Source organism: Moorella thermoacetica (assembly GCF_001267405.1).
Taxonomy (GTDB): Bacteria; Bacillota; DSM-521; order Neomoorellales; family Neomoorellaceae; genus Neomoorella; species Neomoorella thermoacetica.
The window spans coordinates 2,221,719-2,240,646 of record NZ_CP012369.1 but is presented as its reverse complement, the minus strand read 5'-3'; the positions used below and the strand labels follow the sequence as shown (position 1 = coordinate 2,240,646).

Below are 18,928 nucleotides of genomic sequence, written 5' to 3'. Positions count from 1 at the left end.
GATGCCGATGCCGGTACTATCAGTAGAACAGCGCAATAAACTTGAACGTACGGTTGTCGAGGCCCGGGATGTTGCCGAAGCCGGGGCCAAGGCGGCCCTGGAGGCCCTGGCCGTGCACCATCACGAGCCTTACAGCCATATGACCCCAGAACAGCGCCGGCTTCGCAATCACCTCCGGGCCCGGGCGCGCCAGCTGGGGGACAGGCAGGACCAAAGGGGAAAAATGGAAATCACCCACCTGATCCAGGAGTGGGCTTACGAGCACTGGCACCGCATGCTCTTTGCCCGTTTCCTGGCGGAAAACGACCTCCTGATCGAGCCGGAGATGGGGGTGGCTGTCAGCCTTGAGGAGTGTGGGGAACTGGCCCAGGAGGAAGGTACCGATCTCTGGACCCTGGCCAGCCGTTTTGCCCAGCAGATGTTGCCGCAGATCTTTCGCCCCGATGACCCGGTGTTGCAGGTCACCTTTGCGCGCGAATATCAACTGAAGCTGGAGCAGTTGCTCAACGACCTGGAGCCGGGTATCTTTAAAGCCAGCGATGCCCTGGGATGGGCCTACCAGTTCTGGCAGAGCAAGCGCAAGAAACAGGTGAACGAATCGGGCAATAAAATCGGCGCCGATGAATTGCCGGCTGTTACCCAGCTCTTTACAGAGCCTTATATGGTGAATTTCCTCATTCACAACACCATTGGCGCCTGGTACGCGGGCAAGGTGCTGGCGGAGAACCCGCAGCTTGCCGGGCAGGCAGAAAGTGAAGAAGAGCTTCGCAGGGCGGTTGCGTTGCCCGGTGTGACTTGGGATTACCTACGCTTCGCCCGTAGCGGCGATGGGGAGGGGCCGTGGCGTCCCGCTGCCGGGACCTTCGAGGGCTGGCCGCAGCGGGCAGCGGAGCTTAAAATCCTGGACCCCTGCTGTGGTTCGGGCCATTTCCTGGTAGCGACATTTTATCATTTAGTTCCGATTCGAATGGTCGAGGAAGGCCTTACGGCCCGGGAGGCATGTGACGCCGTCCTGAGTGATAACCTCCACGGCCTGGAGATCGATGAGCGCTGCACGCAGATCGCCGCCTTTGCCCTGGCGCTGGCGGCGTGGACCTACCCCGGCGCCGGTGGCTACCGCCCCTTGCCCGGGTTGCGAATAGCCTGTTCCGGCATCGCTCCCAATACGAAAAAGGAAAACTGGCTGGCCCTGGCGGGGGATGACGAGCGCCTCCGTAACGGCATGGCCCGGCTTTATGACCTTTTCCGGGAAGCGCCTATTCTAGGAAGCCTTATCGATCCTGGTTCCGCTCTAGAAAACAATCTGATAGAAGCCGGGTTTGATGAACTCCGTCCCTTGCTGGAAAAAGTAATGTCCGCGGAGAAAGACGATTACGAGCAGCACGAGTTAGGGGTTGCCGCCTGTGGTATCGCTGATGCAGTTCAAATTCTTAGTGGTCGTTATCATCTAGTGATTACCAACGTGCCGTATCTTGCCCGCGGAAAACAGGGAGCCGGACTCAAGAATTACCTTGATACCCATCATGCCCGTTCGAAACAAGACCTGGCCACTGCCTTTATCGAGCGCAATCTAATGTTGTGCCTAGAAGGTGGTTCTACTGCTTTAGTTACTCCTCAGCAGTGGCTGTTTCAAACTGGGTATTCGAAGATTCGTAAGAAGCTGCTTAGAGATTTACGATGGGAACTCTTAGCTATACTTGGTGAACACGCATTCCGAAGCTCTGAAGCTGCAGGGGCATTTCCTGCAATATATGTTTGTTCTAAATTGCTTCCGAAAGACAATCATCTTTTCTTTAGTATTAACGTTTCAGAGAGGTCTTCTGCCTGTGACAAAGACTTATATCTCCAACACGCTTCCTTAAACAAAATGCAACAGATAAGTCAACTTAAAAACCCGGAACACATTATCATTACAAACACGTTTTCTGGGTTTAGAGTCTTTGGTGATTATGCCGATTGTTACCAAGGCATATCAACAGGCGATAATCCTAGATTTTGTATAAAGTTTTGGGAACTCCCATCTATTTTACCAGGTTGGGAAAGGTTTCAAACACCACCAGAAGAAACCCAGTACTATGGTGGGCGAGAGCATCTAATACGTTGGGAAGAACGTGCTAGTATTCAAGAGCTAGGTGCTATTCGAGGGAAAAATGCTTGGGGAAAATGGGGCATTGTCATAGGTGTTGATTGTCAATAGAATTGACCCACTATGTGCAAATAAAATTGACCCACTGGGGAACAAAAATAATAAGCTGCAAGTCATGCGCTAAAGGGAATGAAGGTGTAGCCTCCGATTTAACGGTCGTTGGCTGCTTTCAGTTTACCCTTGAGCCGGTAGCTAGTGCCGTTAATATAGAAAATGCGGGCATGATGCACAAGCCGGTCAATTATGGCCGCGGCTACCACCTGGTCGGAAAATATCTCCCCCCATTCGTTGAAGTTGTAGTTGCTGGTCAGGATAATACTCCCCTTCTCGTAACGCATGGAGACCAAGCGGAAGAGAAGATTGGCCTGTTCTTTAGTTACAGGCATGTAGCCGAGTTCGTCGATGATTAGAAGGTTTAGCCGGGAGTAACCCAATAGCTTGTCAAGGAGACTGCCGTCTTTGGCGCTCAAAAGTAGTTCTTCCAGTAGTTTCTGAGCCGTAATAAACACTACCCGGTATTTGGCCATGCAGGCCTTGATACCTAAGGCTACTGATAGATGGGTCTTGCCGACCCCGGGCGGCCCCAGGAAGATGATATTCTCCTTTTTCTCCACGAAATCCAGGGAGCTTAAAGAGATAATTTCTTTTTCCCGGATTGAGGGTTGAAAGCTAAAGTCAAATTCCTCCAGGGTTTTGATAAAGGGGAAACGCGCTTTATTGATTTTCGTCTTGACCGTGCCTTCGTTTTTCCTTTTTAACTCCTCTTCGAAGAGAAGGGAGAGGTATTCGGTATAAGAAAGGTTGTTTTGCGAGGCTTTTTCTGTTATCTCCTGGTAATGGGCAAGCATCCCCTTTAGTTTTAAGGCCTGCATCTGGCTTTCCAGGTAAGCGGTTAATTTGTTGCTCATGATACTGCCGCCACCTCGCTCTCCTTTAGGGCATAACAGGAGAGGTCCCGTTTGATTTTACCTGGCGGCATATTGACACTTGCCGGGTCACAGGCACAAGAAAGCGGAGCGATTTCCTTGCGCTCTAAAAGCCTTTTTACGCTGTTTTTGTGATAAGAACCGATTTTCAGGCATTCTTTGATGGCTGCTATGATATCTTCTGGGGTATATATCTCCTGATAGCTTAAGATTTCCGCCAGGTGCCAGTACAGGTTGGCGCCATTTTTATCACGCAGGCCTTCCAGATACCTTTGGCCATCCTCGCCAAAGGCGCTGGTGAACTTCTCCACCAGGGCCGAGCGTAGCTTCAGTTTCTTTTCCTGGTATTGACGGTTGATGGTTTCGTGTTCGGGGTGAAGGGGACGGGCGGTTTGTTTTTTAAGGTCAAGGTCAAACTCCGCTAAAAGCGCACCTTCCTCGTCATATACCTTTAAGCGCCGGCCGTAGATGTTTTCGACCCACACCCTCCTTAAGCAGTAGCGCATGGGTACGGGGTAGAGATTGCCGTCATGGGATATATAGCCGTCATTGCTCACCTTCCGGGGTTCTTTATGGTGTAATAAGGCCGGTTCGACAGCCGGTATTTTAACAAGGCACCCTTTTTCCTCGGCAAACATTTCTTCCGGCGGCCGGCCTAAGGTGCTGTGGGGCCTTTTGTTGTAGGCTTCCTGGAACTCGGAAAGCTTTACAGCGAATTCGTTTAAGTTCCCCACCTCCAGGCCCCGCAGCAGGTGTTCCTGGACATAGTAAAAGGGGCGTTCTACCTTTCCCTTGGTCCGGGCACGGTAGTTGGCGCAAGGACAGGGCTCAATGCCATACAGCCCGCAGAATTTTAAAAACTCGTCATTATACCGGACAATACCGTCCTTCTGGTGGGTGATAACCATTTGCTTGCCGTTGTCTATCACCAACTCCGGGGCATAACCGCCGAAGAAGTCAATGGCTTCAATCAGAACCCGGATCACATCGGCGGTGGTGATGCTTAAAGAGAAGGTGTAGAATTTCATCCGGCTGTAGGATAAGACCACTTCGTGGAGATATATTTTCACGAGCTTCCCGTCAACTGGTAGCGTCCACACCTTCCAATCGTACTGCATCTGTTTACCTGGGCCTGTTTCCACCCGGGTGGTGGCTAATTTAGCGGTCCTGTCATCTTCCTTGATGGCCCTAAGATAACGGTGGACGCTGGCCAGGGAGCCTTGATAGCCCTTATCTTTCAGTTCTTTGTAAATCCTTGTGCCGATATATCCTTTGGCAAGCATAACCTTTATTTCTTCCAGAAACTTGTCCAGTTCTTTGGTATACTCCCTGGCTTTAAACTGGGGAGGGCCGGCTTCTTTAAGGTACTTCCTGACGGTATTCCTGGACACCCCAACATCCCTTGCTATTTGCCTGATGCCGACCCCTTGAGCGTGCAGTGCCTTGATGCGCTGCCATTTGTACATGCTGACCACCTCTTTTTCCTCCCCCTCTCAGGGGAGATTTTATCACAAGGTGGGTCAGTTTTATTTGACGATCCTGGGTCAATTCTATTTTACGATCTACACATAGGGAAGATGCGTGATCTGCCAGCCACCTTATATACAGGGGAACTGTTCTCTAATACTGCTCCAGTAATCATTCCGAGAAAGTATGAATATCTCCCTGGAATTTGTGCTTTCTGTATGTCCGGCGAATTCACCAAAGCTTTGCGAGCGATTAATCCTAATGTTGCAGTTGAAAATGGTTATGTTAGTAAAATCCATTGGGATCCAGGCAAGTGGCTATATTCCGATACAACAATACCTTTGCCTAAAGCTTATGCAGATGCACCAACCCAATGGATCTTTAAGGGGACAATAACATCGTCCATTGCTCTACTCCATGTCGCTATAGCCCGACTTTTAGGTTATCAATGGCCCGAACATGAACTGGATGAATTAGATGAATTGAGCAATTCAGACGGCATAGTGTGCATCCCTGCCGTTCGCGGAGAAGACCCGGCTGCCGAACGGCTGCGGGCGTTGCTCGCCGCCGCATATGGGAATGACTGGTCGCCAACAAAAGAGCAGGAACTTATCGCAGCAACGGGTTCAGAAGCAAAGGATCTTGACGAGTGGCTTCGCAACGATTTCTTTGAACAGCACTGTAAGCTATTCCACCACCGGCCCTTCATCTGGCATATCTGGGACGGGCGCCGGCGCGACGGTTTCCATGCCTTGGTCAACTACCATAAGCTTGCCGAGGGCAATGGCAAAGGCAGGCAGGTTTTAGAAAGCCTTACTTATAGTTATCTCGGTGAGTGGATTACCCGGCAGAAAGATGGGGTGAAGCGGGGCGAAGGTGGTGCTGAGGATCGACTGGCAGCGGCATTGGAATTGCAAAAACGCCTTATTGCCATCCTCGAAGGTGAACCTCCATTCGACATTTTCGTTCGCTGGAAGCCTATCGAAAAGCAGCCCATCGGCTGGGAACCGGATATCAACGACGGCGTGCGCATCAACATCCGGCCGTTTATGGCTTCTGACATTCCCGGCGGCCGGAAAGGTGCCGGCATCCTCCGGTGGAAGCCCAATATTAGCTGGGGCAAAGACCGTGGCAAAGAGCCTGTGCGCCCACAAGAACAGTTTCCCTGGTTATGGAAGAATGGTAAGTTCACCGGCGATCGGGTCAATGATGTGCATTTAACCAGTGAAGAAAAAAGAAAAGCACGTGAGACAATGAACAGGAAGACGAGGAGTAAATAGCCATGTCTAGCAGGACGAGTGAAATGTTGGCCAATACTCTGCTGGAGGCTGTGCGCGATTCATTGCTTCGAGCCGGCCGGTATGACTCTGCGACCATTGTCCCGCCGGCAGCGATTCTCTGGACCGATGCCGACGGCCAGTGGCAGCCCCTGGTATCCCAGTTGCGCCCGCTTATGCCGGAGCTTTTAACCCTGGGAGATTACAACCCGGAAGAAAAAACCGGGCCGGCAATCTGGCTGCGGTGTGTTATTGAACGAATGCTACCTGATGTTGAACTACCGGATAAAGCCATTCCTATCATTTACCTGCCCAACGTTAGCCGGCAGGTGCTCCGGGCCGGTGAGGAGTGCCCGGAAAGCCTCAAACCGCTGGTGGAACTGCAGTACCGCGGGACGGTTTGGACCCAGCGCAACGGTAAAGACTGGACAGTTGAGGCGTTTCTTGTCTCTGAAGATGGCCTGGGCCTGGATGTGGCTAAAGATAAACAGACCCGCCAGGCGATGCTTCGGGCACTACCCCAACTGGCCACCGCTCCTGTCGCACGCCTGCGGGGCAAACGCCTGGAGGCCGAGGATTTTGACAGGTTGATGGTGGCAGATACCCAGCGGGACTTGCTGTCATGGCTCAGCGACCCGGCTCGTACCCGCGAAAAATGGGGTGAAGAGAAGTGGATGGCCTTTTGCTCCTGCTGTAAGGTTGAATATGAAATCGACCCGGATAGGGATGGCGAAATTGCTGTCGCCGAGAAAATGGGATTGCAGGATAATGAAGCCTGGCAGGGATTGTGGCGCAGGTATGCAGAAGCCCCGGCCCTTTACCCCGGCATCCCCGCAATTTTGCGGCGCGCCAAACCATCAAGATTGTTCGTTAACCGGGAGCCCTGGCCGGATGAAAACGAAGCTGAAGAGGAGGCCTTAAGGCAAAGCCTTTTGGAGCTGGAAAAATTATCTTCCCCTGATGCTAGGCAAAAAATCGAAGAACTCGAGAAGGAACACGGCGAGCGGAGGGAGTGGATCTGGGCCCAGCTGGGACAGAGCCCCCTGGCCGGGGCTTTAAAGCACCTGGTGACCCTGGCGCGAAAGACTGCCCGAGGCCTGGGAGGTGACATGCCCCAGGCAATGGCCGAACTATACATCGAGGGCGGGTATCTGGCCGATGATGCCGTCTTACAGGCAACTGGCAGCGTAAAATCATTAGAGGATGCGCAGGCAATACAGGCCGCTGTCCGCAGTATCTACCTTCCCTGGCTGGAGGATGTAGCCCGGCATTTCCAGGATTTGATTAAAACCTTCCCTTTGCCGAACGCTGATGATAAAGACCGTACTTTAATTGCCGCCAATCCCGGGCAGTGTTTGCTCTTTATAGACGGGCTCCGCTTTGACATTGCCCGGCGACTGGTTGCCATGGCTGAAGCAAGACAGCTCCGGGTAAATATAAATTGGCGCTGGGCCGGACTGCCCACGGTAACGGCAACGGCAAAACCGGCAGCCTCCCCCATAGCAGGAAAGCTTTCCGGCCATTTACCCGGCGAATACTTTATTCCAGAGATTGCCGGGGCTAATCTCCCCCTGACTCCCGACCGGTTTCGCAAGCTCTTAGCGGAAGCAGGCTATCAGGTGTTCAATTCTCCGGAGACGGGGCACCCGGGTGAACCTGGAGCCCGGGGGTGGACGGAATTTGGTGAATTTGACCGATTGGGACATACGCTGCAAAGCAGGCTTGCTGCCCGCATCGATGAACAGCTTGAGCTTGTCCTGGATCGAATCCAGGGTTTGCTGGAGGCCGGCTGGCAGCAGGTGCGCGTAGTAACAGACCATGGGTGGCTTTTAGTCCCGGGCGGGCTGCCGGCCATGAAGCTGCCCAAATACCTCACCGAAAGCCGCTGGACACGGTGTGCCGCCATCCGGCCGGGTGCCCATGTTGATGTGCCGACTGCCGGATGGTACTGGAATGCATACCAGCACATCGCTTTTGCTCCGGGGGTATATTGTTTCATAAACGGCAACGAATATGCCCATGGCGGCGTCAGCCTTCAGGAATGCCTGCTTCCTGACTTGACTTTTAATTCCAGCGGGCTAACCCCAGTTACGGTTAGCATAAGGGAAATTCAATGGTATGGGATGCGCTGTCGCGTTGCAGTTGATACGAGCAGCAGCGAAGTCATGGCCGACCTGCGGACCAAACCCAATGATCCCCATTCCAGTATTACCACGCCCAAACCGATTGATTCCGGTGGACGTGTTGGCCTTCTTGTCGCGGACGATGCCCTTGAAGGCACTACGGTCAGCCTCGTCCTGCTCGACCCGTCGGGACGGGTACTGGCAAAGCAGGCGACTACCGTTGGAGGTGATGAGTAGGTATGGAGCTTGATGCCCTCGATAAATTGGCAGCTTCTGTATTTGACGGGTATATAGTTCGGAAGGACCTGGTGCGCAAATACAGCCGGCAGTATCCTGTACCCACCTACGTGGTAGAATTCCTGCTCGGCCGGTATTGTGCAACTGTCGATGAAAAGGAGATCGAGGAAGGCCTGGAGATTGTTGAGAGGCAATTGCGGGATCGCACTGTCAGGACCGGTGAAGAAGAACTTTTTAAGGCCCGGGCAAGGGAGATCGGGTCGATCAAAATAATCGATCTCATCAAGGCTCGACTTGACACCAAAAACGATTGTTTTGTTGCCCAACTGCCGAGCCTGGGGCTGAAAGACGTCCGGATTGACGACGCCCTGGTGCATGAAAATGAGCGCATGCTTACTGATGGTTTTTATGCCGAAGTCACCCTCGTCTATGATGCCACCATTGCCCAGGAGAAGAACGGTCGTCCTTTCGCCATTGAAAACTTGCGGGCCATTCAACTTTCTAAAGTGGATGCCCTGGCAGCGCTGCAGCGAGGGAGGAGCCAGTTTACCACTGACGAATGGAAACGCCTCCTGATACGCTCTGTAGGTTTGGAACCGGATACCCTTTCAGAACGGGCTCAGGATATCGCCCTGCTGCGGATGGTGCCTTTTGTAGAGCGAAACTACAACCTGGTGGAAATAGGCCCCCGGGGCACGGGCAAAAGCCATTTGTTTCAACAAATCTCCCCATACTCCCATCTGATTTCAGGCGGTAAAGCCACAGTGGCCAAAATGTTTGTGAATAATGCCACCGGACAGCGGGGGCTTGTCTGCCACTATGATGTCGTGTGCTTTGATGAAGTGTCCGGCATATCCTTCGATCAGAAGGACGGCGTCAACATTATGAAGGGGTACATGGCATCGGGCGAATTCTCCCGCGGCAAGGAGAGTATCCGTGCTTCCGGCGGCATTGTAATGCTCGGGAACTTTGATGTGGATGTCCAGCAACAGCAACGCATCGGCCACTTATTCAGTCCACTCCCGCCGGAGATGCGGGATGATACGGCTTTCATGGACCGCATTCACGCCTATGTTCCAGGGTGGGAGTTTCCCAAACTCAACCCCAATATCCATCTTACGGATCATTTTGGCTTGGTCAGCGACTTTCTCTCCGAATGCTGGCATAGACTGCGTGATGGTAGCCGGGTTTCCGTGCTCCAGGGCCGGGTTAACTGGGGTGGAGCCCTCAGCGGTCGCGATATTGAAGCCGTTCATAAAACCGTTAGCGGCCTGATCAAGCTACTTTTCCCCGATCCGGAGATGCCGATACCTGATGAAGAGCTAGAAAAGATCGTCCGTTTGGCCCTGGAATCGCGTCGAAGGGTAAAGGAACAGCAAAAGCGCTGCCTTAAGACGGAATTTCGCAATACTCACTTCAGCTTCTCTATGGGCGTGGAGGGGGTGGAACAGTTTGTTGCCACGCCGGAACTCCACAGTGATGAAACCATCGACAGCGATCCCCTGCCTCCCGGGCAGGTGTGGGCCATCAGTCCCGGCGGCCAGGACGCTTCACCAGCTCTCTATCGAATAGAGGTTGCGGCGGGTCCTGGCAGTGGAGTAAAAATTCTTAACGCACCTGTCCCGCCGGCATTTCGGGAAAGCGTTCGTTACGGAGAACAAAACCTGTACGTCAGGGCTAAAGAGCTGGTTGGTGACCGCGATCCGCGCGCCCGTGAGTTTTCAATCCAATTACGCGCTATGGACGTGGAACGTTCAGGCCAGGGACTTGGTTTACCAGTGCTGATTGCACTTTGCGGCGCTCTAATTGAGCGAAGCGTTAAGGGTGGATTGATCATAGTCGGAGCCTTAAACCTTGGTGGCTCAATTGAGATGATACCAAATCCGGTTGCTGTGGCCGAACTGGCCCTCGAGAAAGGAGCAACGACGCTGTTAATGCCTATATCTTCTCGAAGGCAATTGTTTGATCTTCCTGACGAAATGGCTACGAAGATCAACATCGAATTTTATGCTGATGCAACGGATGCTTTTGTTAAGGCGATTGTTGACTAAAAGCTGTTATGGTCTAAGTCGTACCTTTATACTGATATTTGCAATATGGTTGCCCGATCATTAAATCTCTCTTTGGAGAGGATTGTAGTTTACGGAGAAGGTGTGATTCTATGAATCCAGTGCTGGTTCTTCTGAGTGGAGGTATCGACTCGGCTGCTCTGGTTCATTATTACAGAAGTAAAAATACATCCGTTTACGGCCTACATGTCCAGTACGGTCAGCCAGTCGCGGAACGGGAAGCGCAGGCTGCAAAAGCTATTGCAGCGCATTATGGTATAGATCTCAGGATAGCCCACATCCAGCCTCCCCTTGCGCGAAAAGGTGAAGAATATCTCTGTCGAAATGCAATTTTTGTTTTGATAGCCTGTGCGAACTTGTCGCCGGGTATTAACAGGGTGGCTCTCGGGATACACTCCGGCACGATTTACTACGACTGTTCTCAAGGATTTATGGCAGATATGCAGCGGCTTTTGGATGGTTACTTTAGCGGCGCTGTTACGGTAGAAGCCCCCTTTCTCAGGTGGAGTAAGCTGGAAGTTTACCAATATTGCACGAGCCATGGAGTCCCTGTTGACCTTACATACAGTTGTGAGAGGAATAACGACGAACCATGCGGTCAGTGTCCATCTTGCTATGATCGGAGGCGATTGTATGAGGCTGGAGGATTTATGTCAGGAAAGACGAATTGATACTATTAAATGGAAGACGCCATTGCTTGTACCCTCTTTCTCTAGCCGAGGATTCCCTGATTTAAGGGAGATGCATCAAAAATTGGGAGAACATACAACTGATGCATCCCTGGTTAGTGCATACGACATCTATTATAGCCATTTAGATGAGAGTGCAATCTATTGTTCCGAGATATTATTTGTCGATAGTGGTGCATTTGAAGTTGGAAACAATGATGATCTTACGGATTTTTACAACTTCAATGGTCATCCAACAAAAGAATGGTCGAAAGAGCAATTCGAGGAGGTTGTGAAACGGCTCCAGCCCTTGTGTTCTCTAGTGGTTGTTAGTTATGACACTCGAGCCTCATTACCTGAACAAATTAGGAATGCTCAGACATTCTTCGCAAAAATACCGAGGGAATATGCAAAAGACTTTCTGATAAAGCCAATTGACGATAAAATGAAATTCGTTGACATTAAAGCTCTGATCAATTACTGTGAGGAACTTTCTGAGTTCGATATCATCGGGTTCACTGAAAAGGAGTTAGGTTCGTCTTTCTTAACACGATGTCAGAATTTGGTGAAGTTGAGACAAGCACTTTATGACAGAAAGATCAACGTTCCAATTCACATTTTTGGTTGTCTTGATCCTTTATCGGTAATCGTATATTTCCTTTGCGGGGCCGACATTTTTGACAGCTTATCCTGGCTCCGACTGGCCTACCACAATGGGATAGCTTTATATTACAACAGCTACGCTCTTATAGAAGGGCAGTGGGCACAAAGCTATCACTCCGTTTATGTTCAGGGCAGTCTAAAAAACCTGGAAGATTTAGCAAGAACCCAGGCGATTATGGGCCGGTTTGCTCGTTCCCATGACTGGAGCGTTCTTGACCTGGATCCCTTATACCTAAAACAGTTGCAGGCTCTCATTGGCGCTGCTGGCGTAGAATTCTAGGAGGTGAATCCCTATGAGTGGTGGCGGTTGGTATTATTGGTCAAAGCATACTGATATCGAAAAGGTCCTACGTGAAACAGAGTCTAATGAGAAGAGAATCGAGTACGAGGGAGAAGTCAATAGGTATCTACAATCGTTACTAACTAACTACAATAATCGAAAGACAGATGAAATTCGGCAACACCTGGAAACGATTAGAGGGGCCTTGGATAAAAACATTGAAGGTGCCATAGAGCTTGTTTTCGGTGGTTCTTTAAGCAAGCATACCTATGTAAACGGCCTTAGCGACATTGATATGCTTGTTAGAATAAATGATACTTCGTTAGCTAATGCTTCACCTGCTGACATCAAGGCCTACTTTGCTGAGCGACTTCTAAAGCGGCTTCCCAATACCGAAGTAGAGGTAGGAAAGCTAGCCGTAACTGTAAGGTTTTCTAGCACAGGCCATGAAATTCAACTTCTACCAGCCTTGCAGACCAAGACCGGGGTAAGAATCGCGGATCCCAATGGTGATGGATGGAGCAAAGTTATTAGACCTATAAAATTCGCCGAAAAGCTCACTAACGTCAACCAGTCATGCAACCATAAGGTTATTCCAGTCATTAAGCTTTTCAAAGGGCTTAACGAGTCACTGCCAGAGAATGTACGGTTATCAGGTTATCATATCGAATCACTAGCTATTAAAGCCTTTGAAGGCTATACTGGTCGAAAAACATATAAGGATATGCTTCAGCATTTTTGCCGACAAGCTATAAAACTGGTACTATCTCCAATCGTTGATTCTACGGGTCAATCTGTTCATGTAGATGAGTACTTAGGCGCATCAAACAGCTTAAGGCGTAGGCAGTGTAGCGCAGCTTTAGAGAGACTTTCAAATCGGCTCAGCCGGGCCGATGCACACATGAACATCGAGCGCTGGAAGGAAATGTTCGAAAATGAATAACGATTATACTATGCTTACTTCATCACGGCCAAATAAACTTTTGAAAAAGATTAAAAAGAAAGCCCAGATGCAGGCAGATATGCATGGGCAACTAGCGGATTATAACCTAAAGTGGCAAAACTTTCTCCTTTACGGTACGTTATTTACATCAGTTTTAATGCTTTCCCTGACATTTGTGTCAGATGAGTTTATCGTTAGAACCACCCCTTTGACAGCAGACTACTTCATGTGGCTTCGAGCCCTAATTGCGGTTGGAAACTTTTTTGCGGGGCTGGTATTGACCATCTGGAGACCGTCTGACCACGAGGCTAAACATAGAGAGGCTATACGTCACTACACTCGAGTGCTCTACGAGATTCGTCGCCTTGAGGAACGGGATGATATTTCAGAAGAGGATGTCAAGGTGATTCAGAGCCTGTACTTAAACGATAGCAGTGTACCTCCGATTCCAGATAAGTACTTCTTGAAGCTTAAAAAGCGATACTTAGTAAAAGTTGCTATAAGCAAATATCTCGAAGAACACCCACATGCATGGATTTGGTGGGTGAAAGTCAGGTTGTGGTTCCAGGAACTTTGGTCTGGATCTCTTCATGCCGATGTGGAACATTCGAAAAAAATGTCGGGTTAAGAAGGGGAGATTCTGGCCCCAACATGGATCCTGCTACGCTTTCCATCAATATGACCAGGCGAGGCCATGCACGCTGTGATGCGGTACGCCCTCTAGGTGCGCCGGCACCTGGAGGCAGATATTGGAGAGGTAAGCTGGCTCTAGATGAAAAAGGTGGCCTACTGGATCATTTCTCTTCAAAGGCAAACGATGCCATTCGTTATAATGGTCGAGTAGAGGTATGCCTCGCGGCATACCCCCCTCACAGAACCGTGCTGGCGCAATTAACGCACACGGCTCCTCAAGGAATCCTTTACGCAATGTATGCCGACGGCCACCGGATGTCCATGATATTTACATATATCCTTGGACTTGGTAATGGGAACTTCTCCAGGAACCTCCTGAACTTCTCCCCGTCAAAGCTCTTCCTCTGGCTGTACGTGTCAAGATGTAGTAGGCAAAAAGAGACCCCACATAAAAACCCATATATATCCAACACCTTTTCCGGCTCCGGAGTATTGTGCAGTAATTCGCTGTGCCTGTCAACGTTAAAGCCTGCGGCCGCCTACGGCGACCTTGACAGGCTTCGCGAATTACTGCCTGCTCTAATTAAGCCGGAAAAGGGGTTAGAATATAGCTCCACTAATTCTTGTTAGTTGCCTCATGGTATATTTAACCCAATCTGTTCCCGCCTCAGGGCCAACAAGGGCTGGTACTCTCTTCCTTAACCATTCTTCTACGTCTTCTTTACTTATCTTCTTTTCTTTTACTACCTTGGCGGGATTCTTTTCTACTTGTGGCATCTTTTTTTCTAACCATGCGGCTAATTCTCCATTGGCTTTGAGCATTAGTAATGCTACCATGGCCGTTGCTCCTGCTTCGCTCCAGCTCATCCCCCTCTTTTTCATGCGGATGGCTATTTTTTTGTCTACTGTTGTTTCGGCTACGCCCATCCCGTATAACTTTTGCCCTTCCAGCTGTCGTGGTAACCGCAAGCGGTAATCTAACAAGTTATCGCGATATCTTTGACAGTAGTCATATACTTTTTGGCATTGTTGCTTGTTTTTGCGGTTCGGTGCTTCTTCTATGAGTGCTTCCAGGGTGTCTAAAAAGACCTGCTCTTGACCTTTGGCTAAAGTCTTCATTAATCCCTGCGCTGTTTCGTTCCCATATGCCTGCCTTATATCCCGGTGGAGGTGGTAGCGGTCTAATTGTACGATGGCTCCTGGTAACTGTTCTTTGGCTGTCTTCTGGACCCAGCTGGCTCCGTCGCCATTGACGACATATATTGTTTTTTCGTCTATCTCGTAGTACCTGGCTATTTCCGTGGTGAGGGCTTCCCAAAATTGTTCTCCATCTTCATAGATGCCCATCACTACCCGCGGGTTCTTGAGATGCCGGGCATTCCCTTTTTCTATCCACCCTTCGTAAACTATTCCTACTTTGACTTCTATCCGGTCTTGCTTGCTCCTTTGCAGCGGGATCATTATACCATCGGCTTCGATAAATAGTACCGGTACTTTTTTCTTTTTGCCTTGGGGCTCTTCCCCGCTCATGAATAGATTATTGCGCAGGGCTTCTTGCAGTTCTTTTTGTTCCAGTCCATTTCGTTTTACTTCGCTATGGATGGTCATATGACTTAATTGGCCCATCCCTGCTTCGGCCATTATTTCCGCTGCCTGCCTGAAGGGTAACCGGGTTGCCAGCGATACGGCTAATTTGAGCAGTCTTCCTGTCAGACGCTTTCCTTGGCGTAAGTTTAGGGCTTCGTCTAATAGAAACCTTCCTTCCCCTCTTTTCTTTTTGCGCGTTGCTTTAACATATAGCCGGCGCTTAAAGGTTATATCCCCGTACAGGCAGGTGATTGTGCGGTAGCGGAACCCAGCTATCTTATATCCCTTAGGTTTTGCCGGCATAAGGGTATCATCCAGGGCTTCCAGTACGGCTACCAATAACCTCCTGGCTATTTGCAGGATAACTTCTTCAAGAGTGTTGAAATTCTCGATACCATCTAATAAACTAATGATGGTAGCGGTACTGGTACTACCGTTTACCATTAAGAGACCTCACTCCTTTTACGGTGGTTTTCTTCCTGTGAGGTCTCTTTTCTCTTTTTTACCCCTTTTTCCTCCTACCTACTGTAATTTTACACTAACCCTCTGGCTCCTACGATTTAGCCACTTGAAGAGCATACACCTGGCAATGTAGTGGAATGCCAGGATGCGCTTGCTGTTATCGGTTATCCCATAATAGTGGTAATAACCTTCGAGTTTCCTTTTGAGAAGGGCCATGAGCACTTTCGCTGGCATCATGCGGTTCCCTTTTATCCATTCCTTCATTCTCTGCACGCTCTGCCGGAACTTCTTCCGGCTGGTGCGTCTCTTGACCCTGAACTTGCCCTGATGGCTGGTGCTGCAATAATGGGTAAAGCCCAGGAAATCAAAGGTATCTGGCTTATTTTGCCCCATCCGTTTGCACCATTGGGTAGCGAAGCGGCCAAAGGGAATTATCTTGGTCTTTTCTTCGGCTACGGATAGGGAAAATTTGGCCAGCCTTGCTTTCAGTGCCCGGTAAAATGCCTCGGCCTCATGTTTGTATTGAAAACAGCAGATGAAGTCATCGGCATAGCGCACCATATAGGCTTCTCCCCGGCAGTGTTTGCGCACCGCTTTTTCGAACCACAGGTCAAGGACATAGTGCAGATAGATGTTGGCCAGGATAGGCGATACTATGCCGCCCTGGGGTGTCCCTTCGGTTGCGTCCCTTAGTTCCCCGTTCTCCATAATGCCCGCCTTGAGAAATCGACGGATAAACCGAAGAAAGTTGGGGTCGGCTATGCGATGCCCCAAGAATTTCATCAGCCAGTCGTGGTTTACATGGTCGAAGAAGCCTTTGATATCAGCATCGACTATATAGTTGACCTTCCTGGCGACGATGAGGTAGTTTAATAACTTTAGGGCATCGTGGCAGCCGCGTTGGGGGCGAAAGCCGAAGGACATATCCAGGAATTCCGCTTCGTAGATGGCATTGAGGATCTTACTGGCAGCCAGTTGGACTATTTTATCTTCGTAGGCTGGTATCCCCAGGGGGCGCTTCTTGTCAGAGCCCGGTTTGGGAATATAGACTCGCCTAACTGGTTGGGGCCGGTAAGCTTTGCGTTTGAGGCGTTCTAGGAGGCTTTGAATGTTAGCTTCCAGGTTGTCGCCATATTGCTCCTTGGTAATGCCATCTATGCCGGTAGCCCTATTGGCCTTGAGCTCAACATGGCATATCCTTAGCATATCCGCATCTATTAGGTGCATGAGGGAGGTAAAGCGTTCCTTCGGTCGCGTTCGGGCAACTTCCGCTATTCTTGCAAGTTTCGTTGTCAATCCGGTTCCACCTCTGGGTGTGGGAATTGTTCCCCTTACAAGAGCGATTCCTTGTTACGGCCTTTCCTCCGCCGGCGTTACCCGGTTTCCTTGGTACTACGCCGTAATCCGACTCCCTGCCTCCTGTTTGGCCTCCTCACTTTGTATCGCTTGTCGGCCATACTTCCTGAAACCGGAAGAGGAGGCAGGGTCTCCTGAGTTACCGTGGGATAACGATGTCCAGCGTGCCGAGGTCTGCGACCCCGAGGAGATGGCGGTAGTCTCGCCTTTAATGATTACCGCCATGTTGCCTTCTGCTTGGGTCAGAGCATCGGCCCTCCCAACTAAATTTTATTTCGAGGCTCAATCCCTTCAGCGCTATGGCTTTCGGCCCGCTGCCTTGCCTACCTACGCTTAAACCTGCCGGTTACCCTACAGGCTCCAAGGCTGGCTACTGGCGGTTGGCTAGACCTTACCAGGTGGGCTTTCCACCCACTATATCCCGCGGCATTGCTCCGCCGCACGACCCAGAAAACTAGACACAAAAACAGGGGGTCCTAAGCGTCAAATGAGTGTACGGAAAAAATATCCAACGGATTTTAAGGCCAAAGTTGTGCTGGAAATTCTTAAAGAAGAAAAGTCAATTTCTGAGTTATCCTCTGAATACGGTATTCATCCATCTATCCTTAACCGCTGGAGAAATATGGTGATAGAAAAGTTACCATCCTTCTTCACCGATGAGCAAAAAAACCTTGAAAATATAAAAGCTCAGTACGAAAAACAAATCCAGGACCTTTATGCCGAGGTTGGCCGGTTAACTACCGAACTAACCTGGCTTAAAAAAAAGAGTGGCCTCTGAGCTTAACCGAGACGAACGTATTTCCCTGGTGGAATGGGGCCATCCTGAGCTGTCCATTAAGAAACAGGCGGAACTACTAAGCTTAAATCGCTCCAGCCTCTACTACCAGCCGGTACCCCCTTCACCAGAAGAAATAGCGGTAAAACACCGTATCGACGAAATATACACCGCCTTCCCCTTTTACGGTTCCAGGCGCATCACCGCCCAGCTGCGGAAGGAGGGATTTTTGGTCAACCGTAAAGCCGTCCAGCGTCACATGCGGGAAATGGGCCTTATAGCCATCTACCCGGGACCCAACTTAAGCAGGCGCAACCAGGAACACCGCATTTACCCCTACCTGCTGCGCAACCTTGATATCACCCGGCCCAACCAGGTTTGGGGCATTGACATCACTTACATCCGACTGGTCCGGGGGTGGATGTACCTGGTAGCCATTATAGACTGGTACTCGCGCTTTGTGGTAGGATGGGCCCTGGACCAGAATCTAGCGACGACCTTCGTGCTTCAAGCCGTAGAAGAAGCCCTGGCCCGGGCCAGGCCGGAGATAATGAACAGCGACCAGGGGTCCCAATTCACCAGTCCGGAGTATATCGATTTACTCCAGAGCGCCGGTATCAAGATCAGCATGGACGGCAAGGGCAGAGCAACCGACAACATCTTTACTGAACGTCTCTGGCGTAGCCTAAAATATGAAGAAGTTTACTTGAACGAGTATAGCAGCCCCAGGGAAGCGAGAAGAGGAATTGCCCGTTACCTGGAGTTCTACAACTACCGCCGCATCCACCAATCACTGGAATATAAGACGCCGGCTGAAGTGTATTTTTATGCAAATAATGAAGTGAAATGTATACCCATATTATAGCAAATATGGTAATACCAAATGATGTCAAGCTTCAACTATTTCCTTATATCGCCATCTAAACTTAATTATTCCACGCTTAAAAATTTCTCATTTCGTGTCTTGACAATGGGGTCCACCTTACGTGGTCATACTATGGATTTTGTGGGACGCAGCCTAATGAATAAGGATATTGAGGTACCGGCACAGCTTATTGAACGCCTTTAAAGCCCTTTGGGAACACCGCATAGGAATAGCCAGGAGGTCTCCTTATCCGACTGAATTCACAGAGGAATTATCCGCTTTTGGCTGGTGGTTTGCTTCAGTGAAGTTTGATTTAAATTGGGCCTTATCACCCGAGTTCGACAGATGCTAGGTGAACAATAAGCGCAACAGCTTGTTGCGCAAGGATTCCAGGGATCGGCTTTTTGGGCGCGTGTTACTAGGGACCCTTTCTGGTCTTTTGTTTTCACCG

The 18,928-nt window shown here is 50.1% G+C and carries 13 protein-coding genes; 9 read left to right on the top strand and 4 right to left on the bottom strand.

What is annotated here, in order from left to right; translation table 11 throughout:
* Position 1: 1 nt before the first annotated feature.
* Complete coding sequence (locus MOTHE_RS11125; protein WP_080997202.1) at positions 2 to 2,197, top strand: Eco57I restriction-modification methylase domain-containing protein; 2,196 nt, start codon at positions 2 to 4, stop codon at positions 2,195 to 2,197.
* Positions 2,198 to 2,295: 98 nt separating this feature from the next.
* Here the strand turns inward: MOTHE_RS11125 and istB are convergent, their stop codons facing one another.
* Together istB and istA are read right to left on the bottom strand one after the other, a co-directional pair.
* Complete coding sequence (gene istB / locus MOTHE_RS11120) at positions 2,296 to 3,054, bottom strand: IS21-like element helper ATPase IstB (protein WP_011391832.1); 759 nt, start codon at positions 3,052 to 3,054, stop codon at positions 2,296 to 2,298.
* On the bottom strand, positions 3,051 to 4,538 hold the full coding sequence (gene istA, locus MOTHE_RS11115) for an IS21 family transposase (protein ID WP_011392192.1): 1,488 nt from the start codon (positions 4,536 to 4,538) through the stop codon (positions 3,051 to 3,053). The genes istB and istA overlap by 4 nt, the downstream gene beginning before the upstream one ends.
* A 111-nt stretch (positions 4,539 to 4,649) precedes the next feature.
* On the opposite strand from istA, the gene MOTHE_RS11110 reads away from it, so the two are divergent.
* The 7 genes from MOTHE_RS11110 to MOTHE_RS11085 all read left to right on the top strand — a co-directional run bounded on the left by MOTHE_RS11110 (position 4,650) and on the right by MOTHE_RS11085 (position 13,427).
* Positions 4,650 to 5,819 carry a hypothetical protein gene (locus MOTHE_RS11110; RefSeq protein WP_053095124.1) on the top strand — a complete coding sequence of 390 codons (1,170 nt, stop codon included), beginning with the start codon at positions 4,650 to 4,652 and terminating at the stop codon, positions 5,817 to 5,819.
* Positions 5,820 to 5,821: 2 nt separating this feature from the next.
* Positions 5,822 to 8,176: a BREX-1 system phosphatase PglZ type B gene (gene pglZ / locus MOTHE_RS11105; RefSeq protein WP_053095123.1), complete on the top strand. Its 2,355-nt coding sequence runs from the start codon at positions 5,822 to 5,824 to the stop codon at positions 8,174 to 8,176.
* 2 nt (positions 8,177 to 8,178) lie between these two features.
* Positions 8,179 to 10,227, top strand: coding sequence for a BREX system Lon protease-like protein BrxL (gene brxL / locus MOTHE_RS11100; protein ID WP_011393721.1), 2,049 nt, complete (start codon positions 8,179 to 8,181; stop codon positions 10,225 to 10,227).
* Between the two features lie 110 nt (positions 10,228 to 10,337).
* Positions 10,338 to 10,916, top strand: a complete 579-nt coding sequence (locus MOTHE_RS14315; RefSeq protein ID WP_011393720.1) for a 7-cyano-7-deazaguanine synthase — start codon at positions 10,338 to 10,340, stop codon at positions 10,914 to 10,916.
* On the top strand, positions 10,879 to 11,856 hold the full coding sequence (locus MOTHE_RS11095) for a hypothetical protein (protein ID WP_011393719.1): 978 nt from the start codon (positions 10,879 to 10,881) through the stop codon (positions 11,854 to 11,856). The genes MOTHE_RS14315 and MOTHE_RS11095 overlap by 38 nt, the downstream gene beginning before the upstream one ends.
* Positions 11,857 to 11,869: 13 nt before the next feature.
* Complete coding sequence (locus tag MOTHE_RS11090; protein WP_011393718.1) at positions 11,870 to 12,799, top strand: CBASS oligonucleotide cyclase; 930 nt, start codon at positions 11,870 to 11,872, stop codon at positions 12,797 to 12,799.
* Positions 12,792 to 13,427, top strand: a complete 636-nt coding sequence (locus MOTHE_RS11085; protein ID WP_053095122.1) for a hypothetical protein — start codon at positions 12,792 to 12,794, stop codon at positions 13,425 to 13,427. The genes MOTHE_RS11090 and MOTHE_RS11085 overlap by 8 nt, the downstream gene beginning before the upstream one ends.
* A gap of 605 nt (positions 13,428 to 14,032) precedes the next feature.
* Here the strand turns inward: MOTHE_RS11085 and MOTHE_RS11080 are convergent.
* A complete protein-coding gene (locus tag MOTHE_RS11080) occupies positions 14,033 to 15,463 on the bottom strand; it encodes an ISLre2-like element ISMoth2 family transposase (RefSeq protein ID WP_011393717.1) in 1,431 nt (476 codons plus the stop codon).
* A 78-nt stretch (positions 15,464 to 15,541) separates the two neighbouring features.
* Positions 15,542 to 16,777 carry a group II intron reverse transcriptase/maturase gene (gene ltrA / locus MOTHE_RS11075; RefSeq protein ID WP_011393716.1) on the bottom strand — a complete coding sequence of 412 codons (1,236 nt, stop codon included), beginning with the start codon at positions 16,775 to 16,777 and terminating at the stop codon, positions 15,542 to 15,544.
* A gap of 547 nt (positions 16,778 to 17,324) precedes the next feature.
* Here ltrA and MOTHE_RS11065 point away from each other — a divergent pair.
* Positions 17,325 to 18,477, top strand: a protein-coding gene (locus tag MOTHE_RS11065) for an IS3 family transposase (protein ID WP_139560402.1) whose coding sequence is annotated in 2 segments (ribosomal slippage) — positions 17,325 to 17,591 and positions 17,593 to 18,477 — 1,152 coding nt in all. Because the reading frame shifts where the segments join, the coding sequence is not laid out codon by codon here.
* Positions 18,478 to 18,928: the final 451 nt, after the last annotated feature.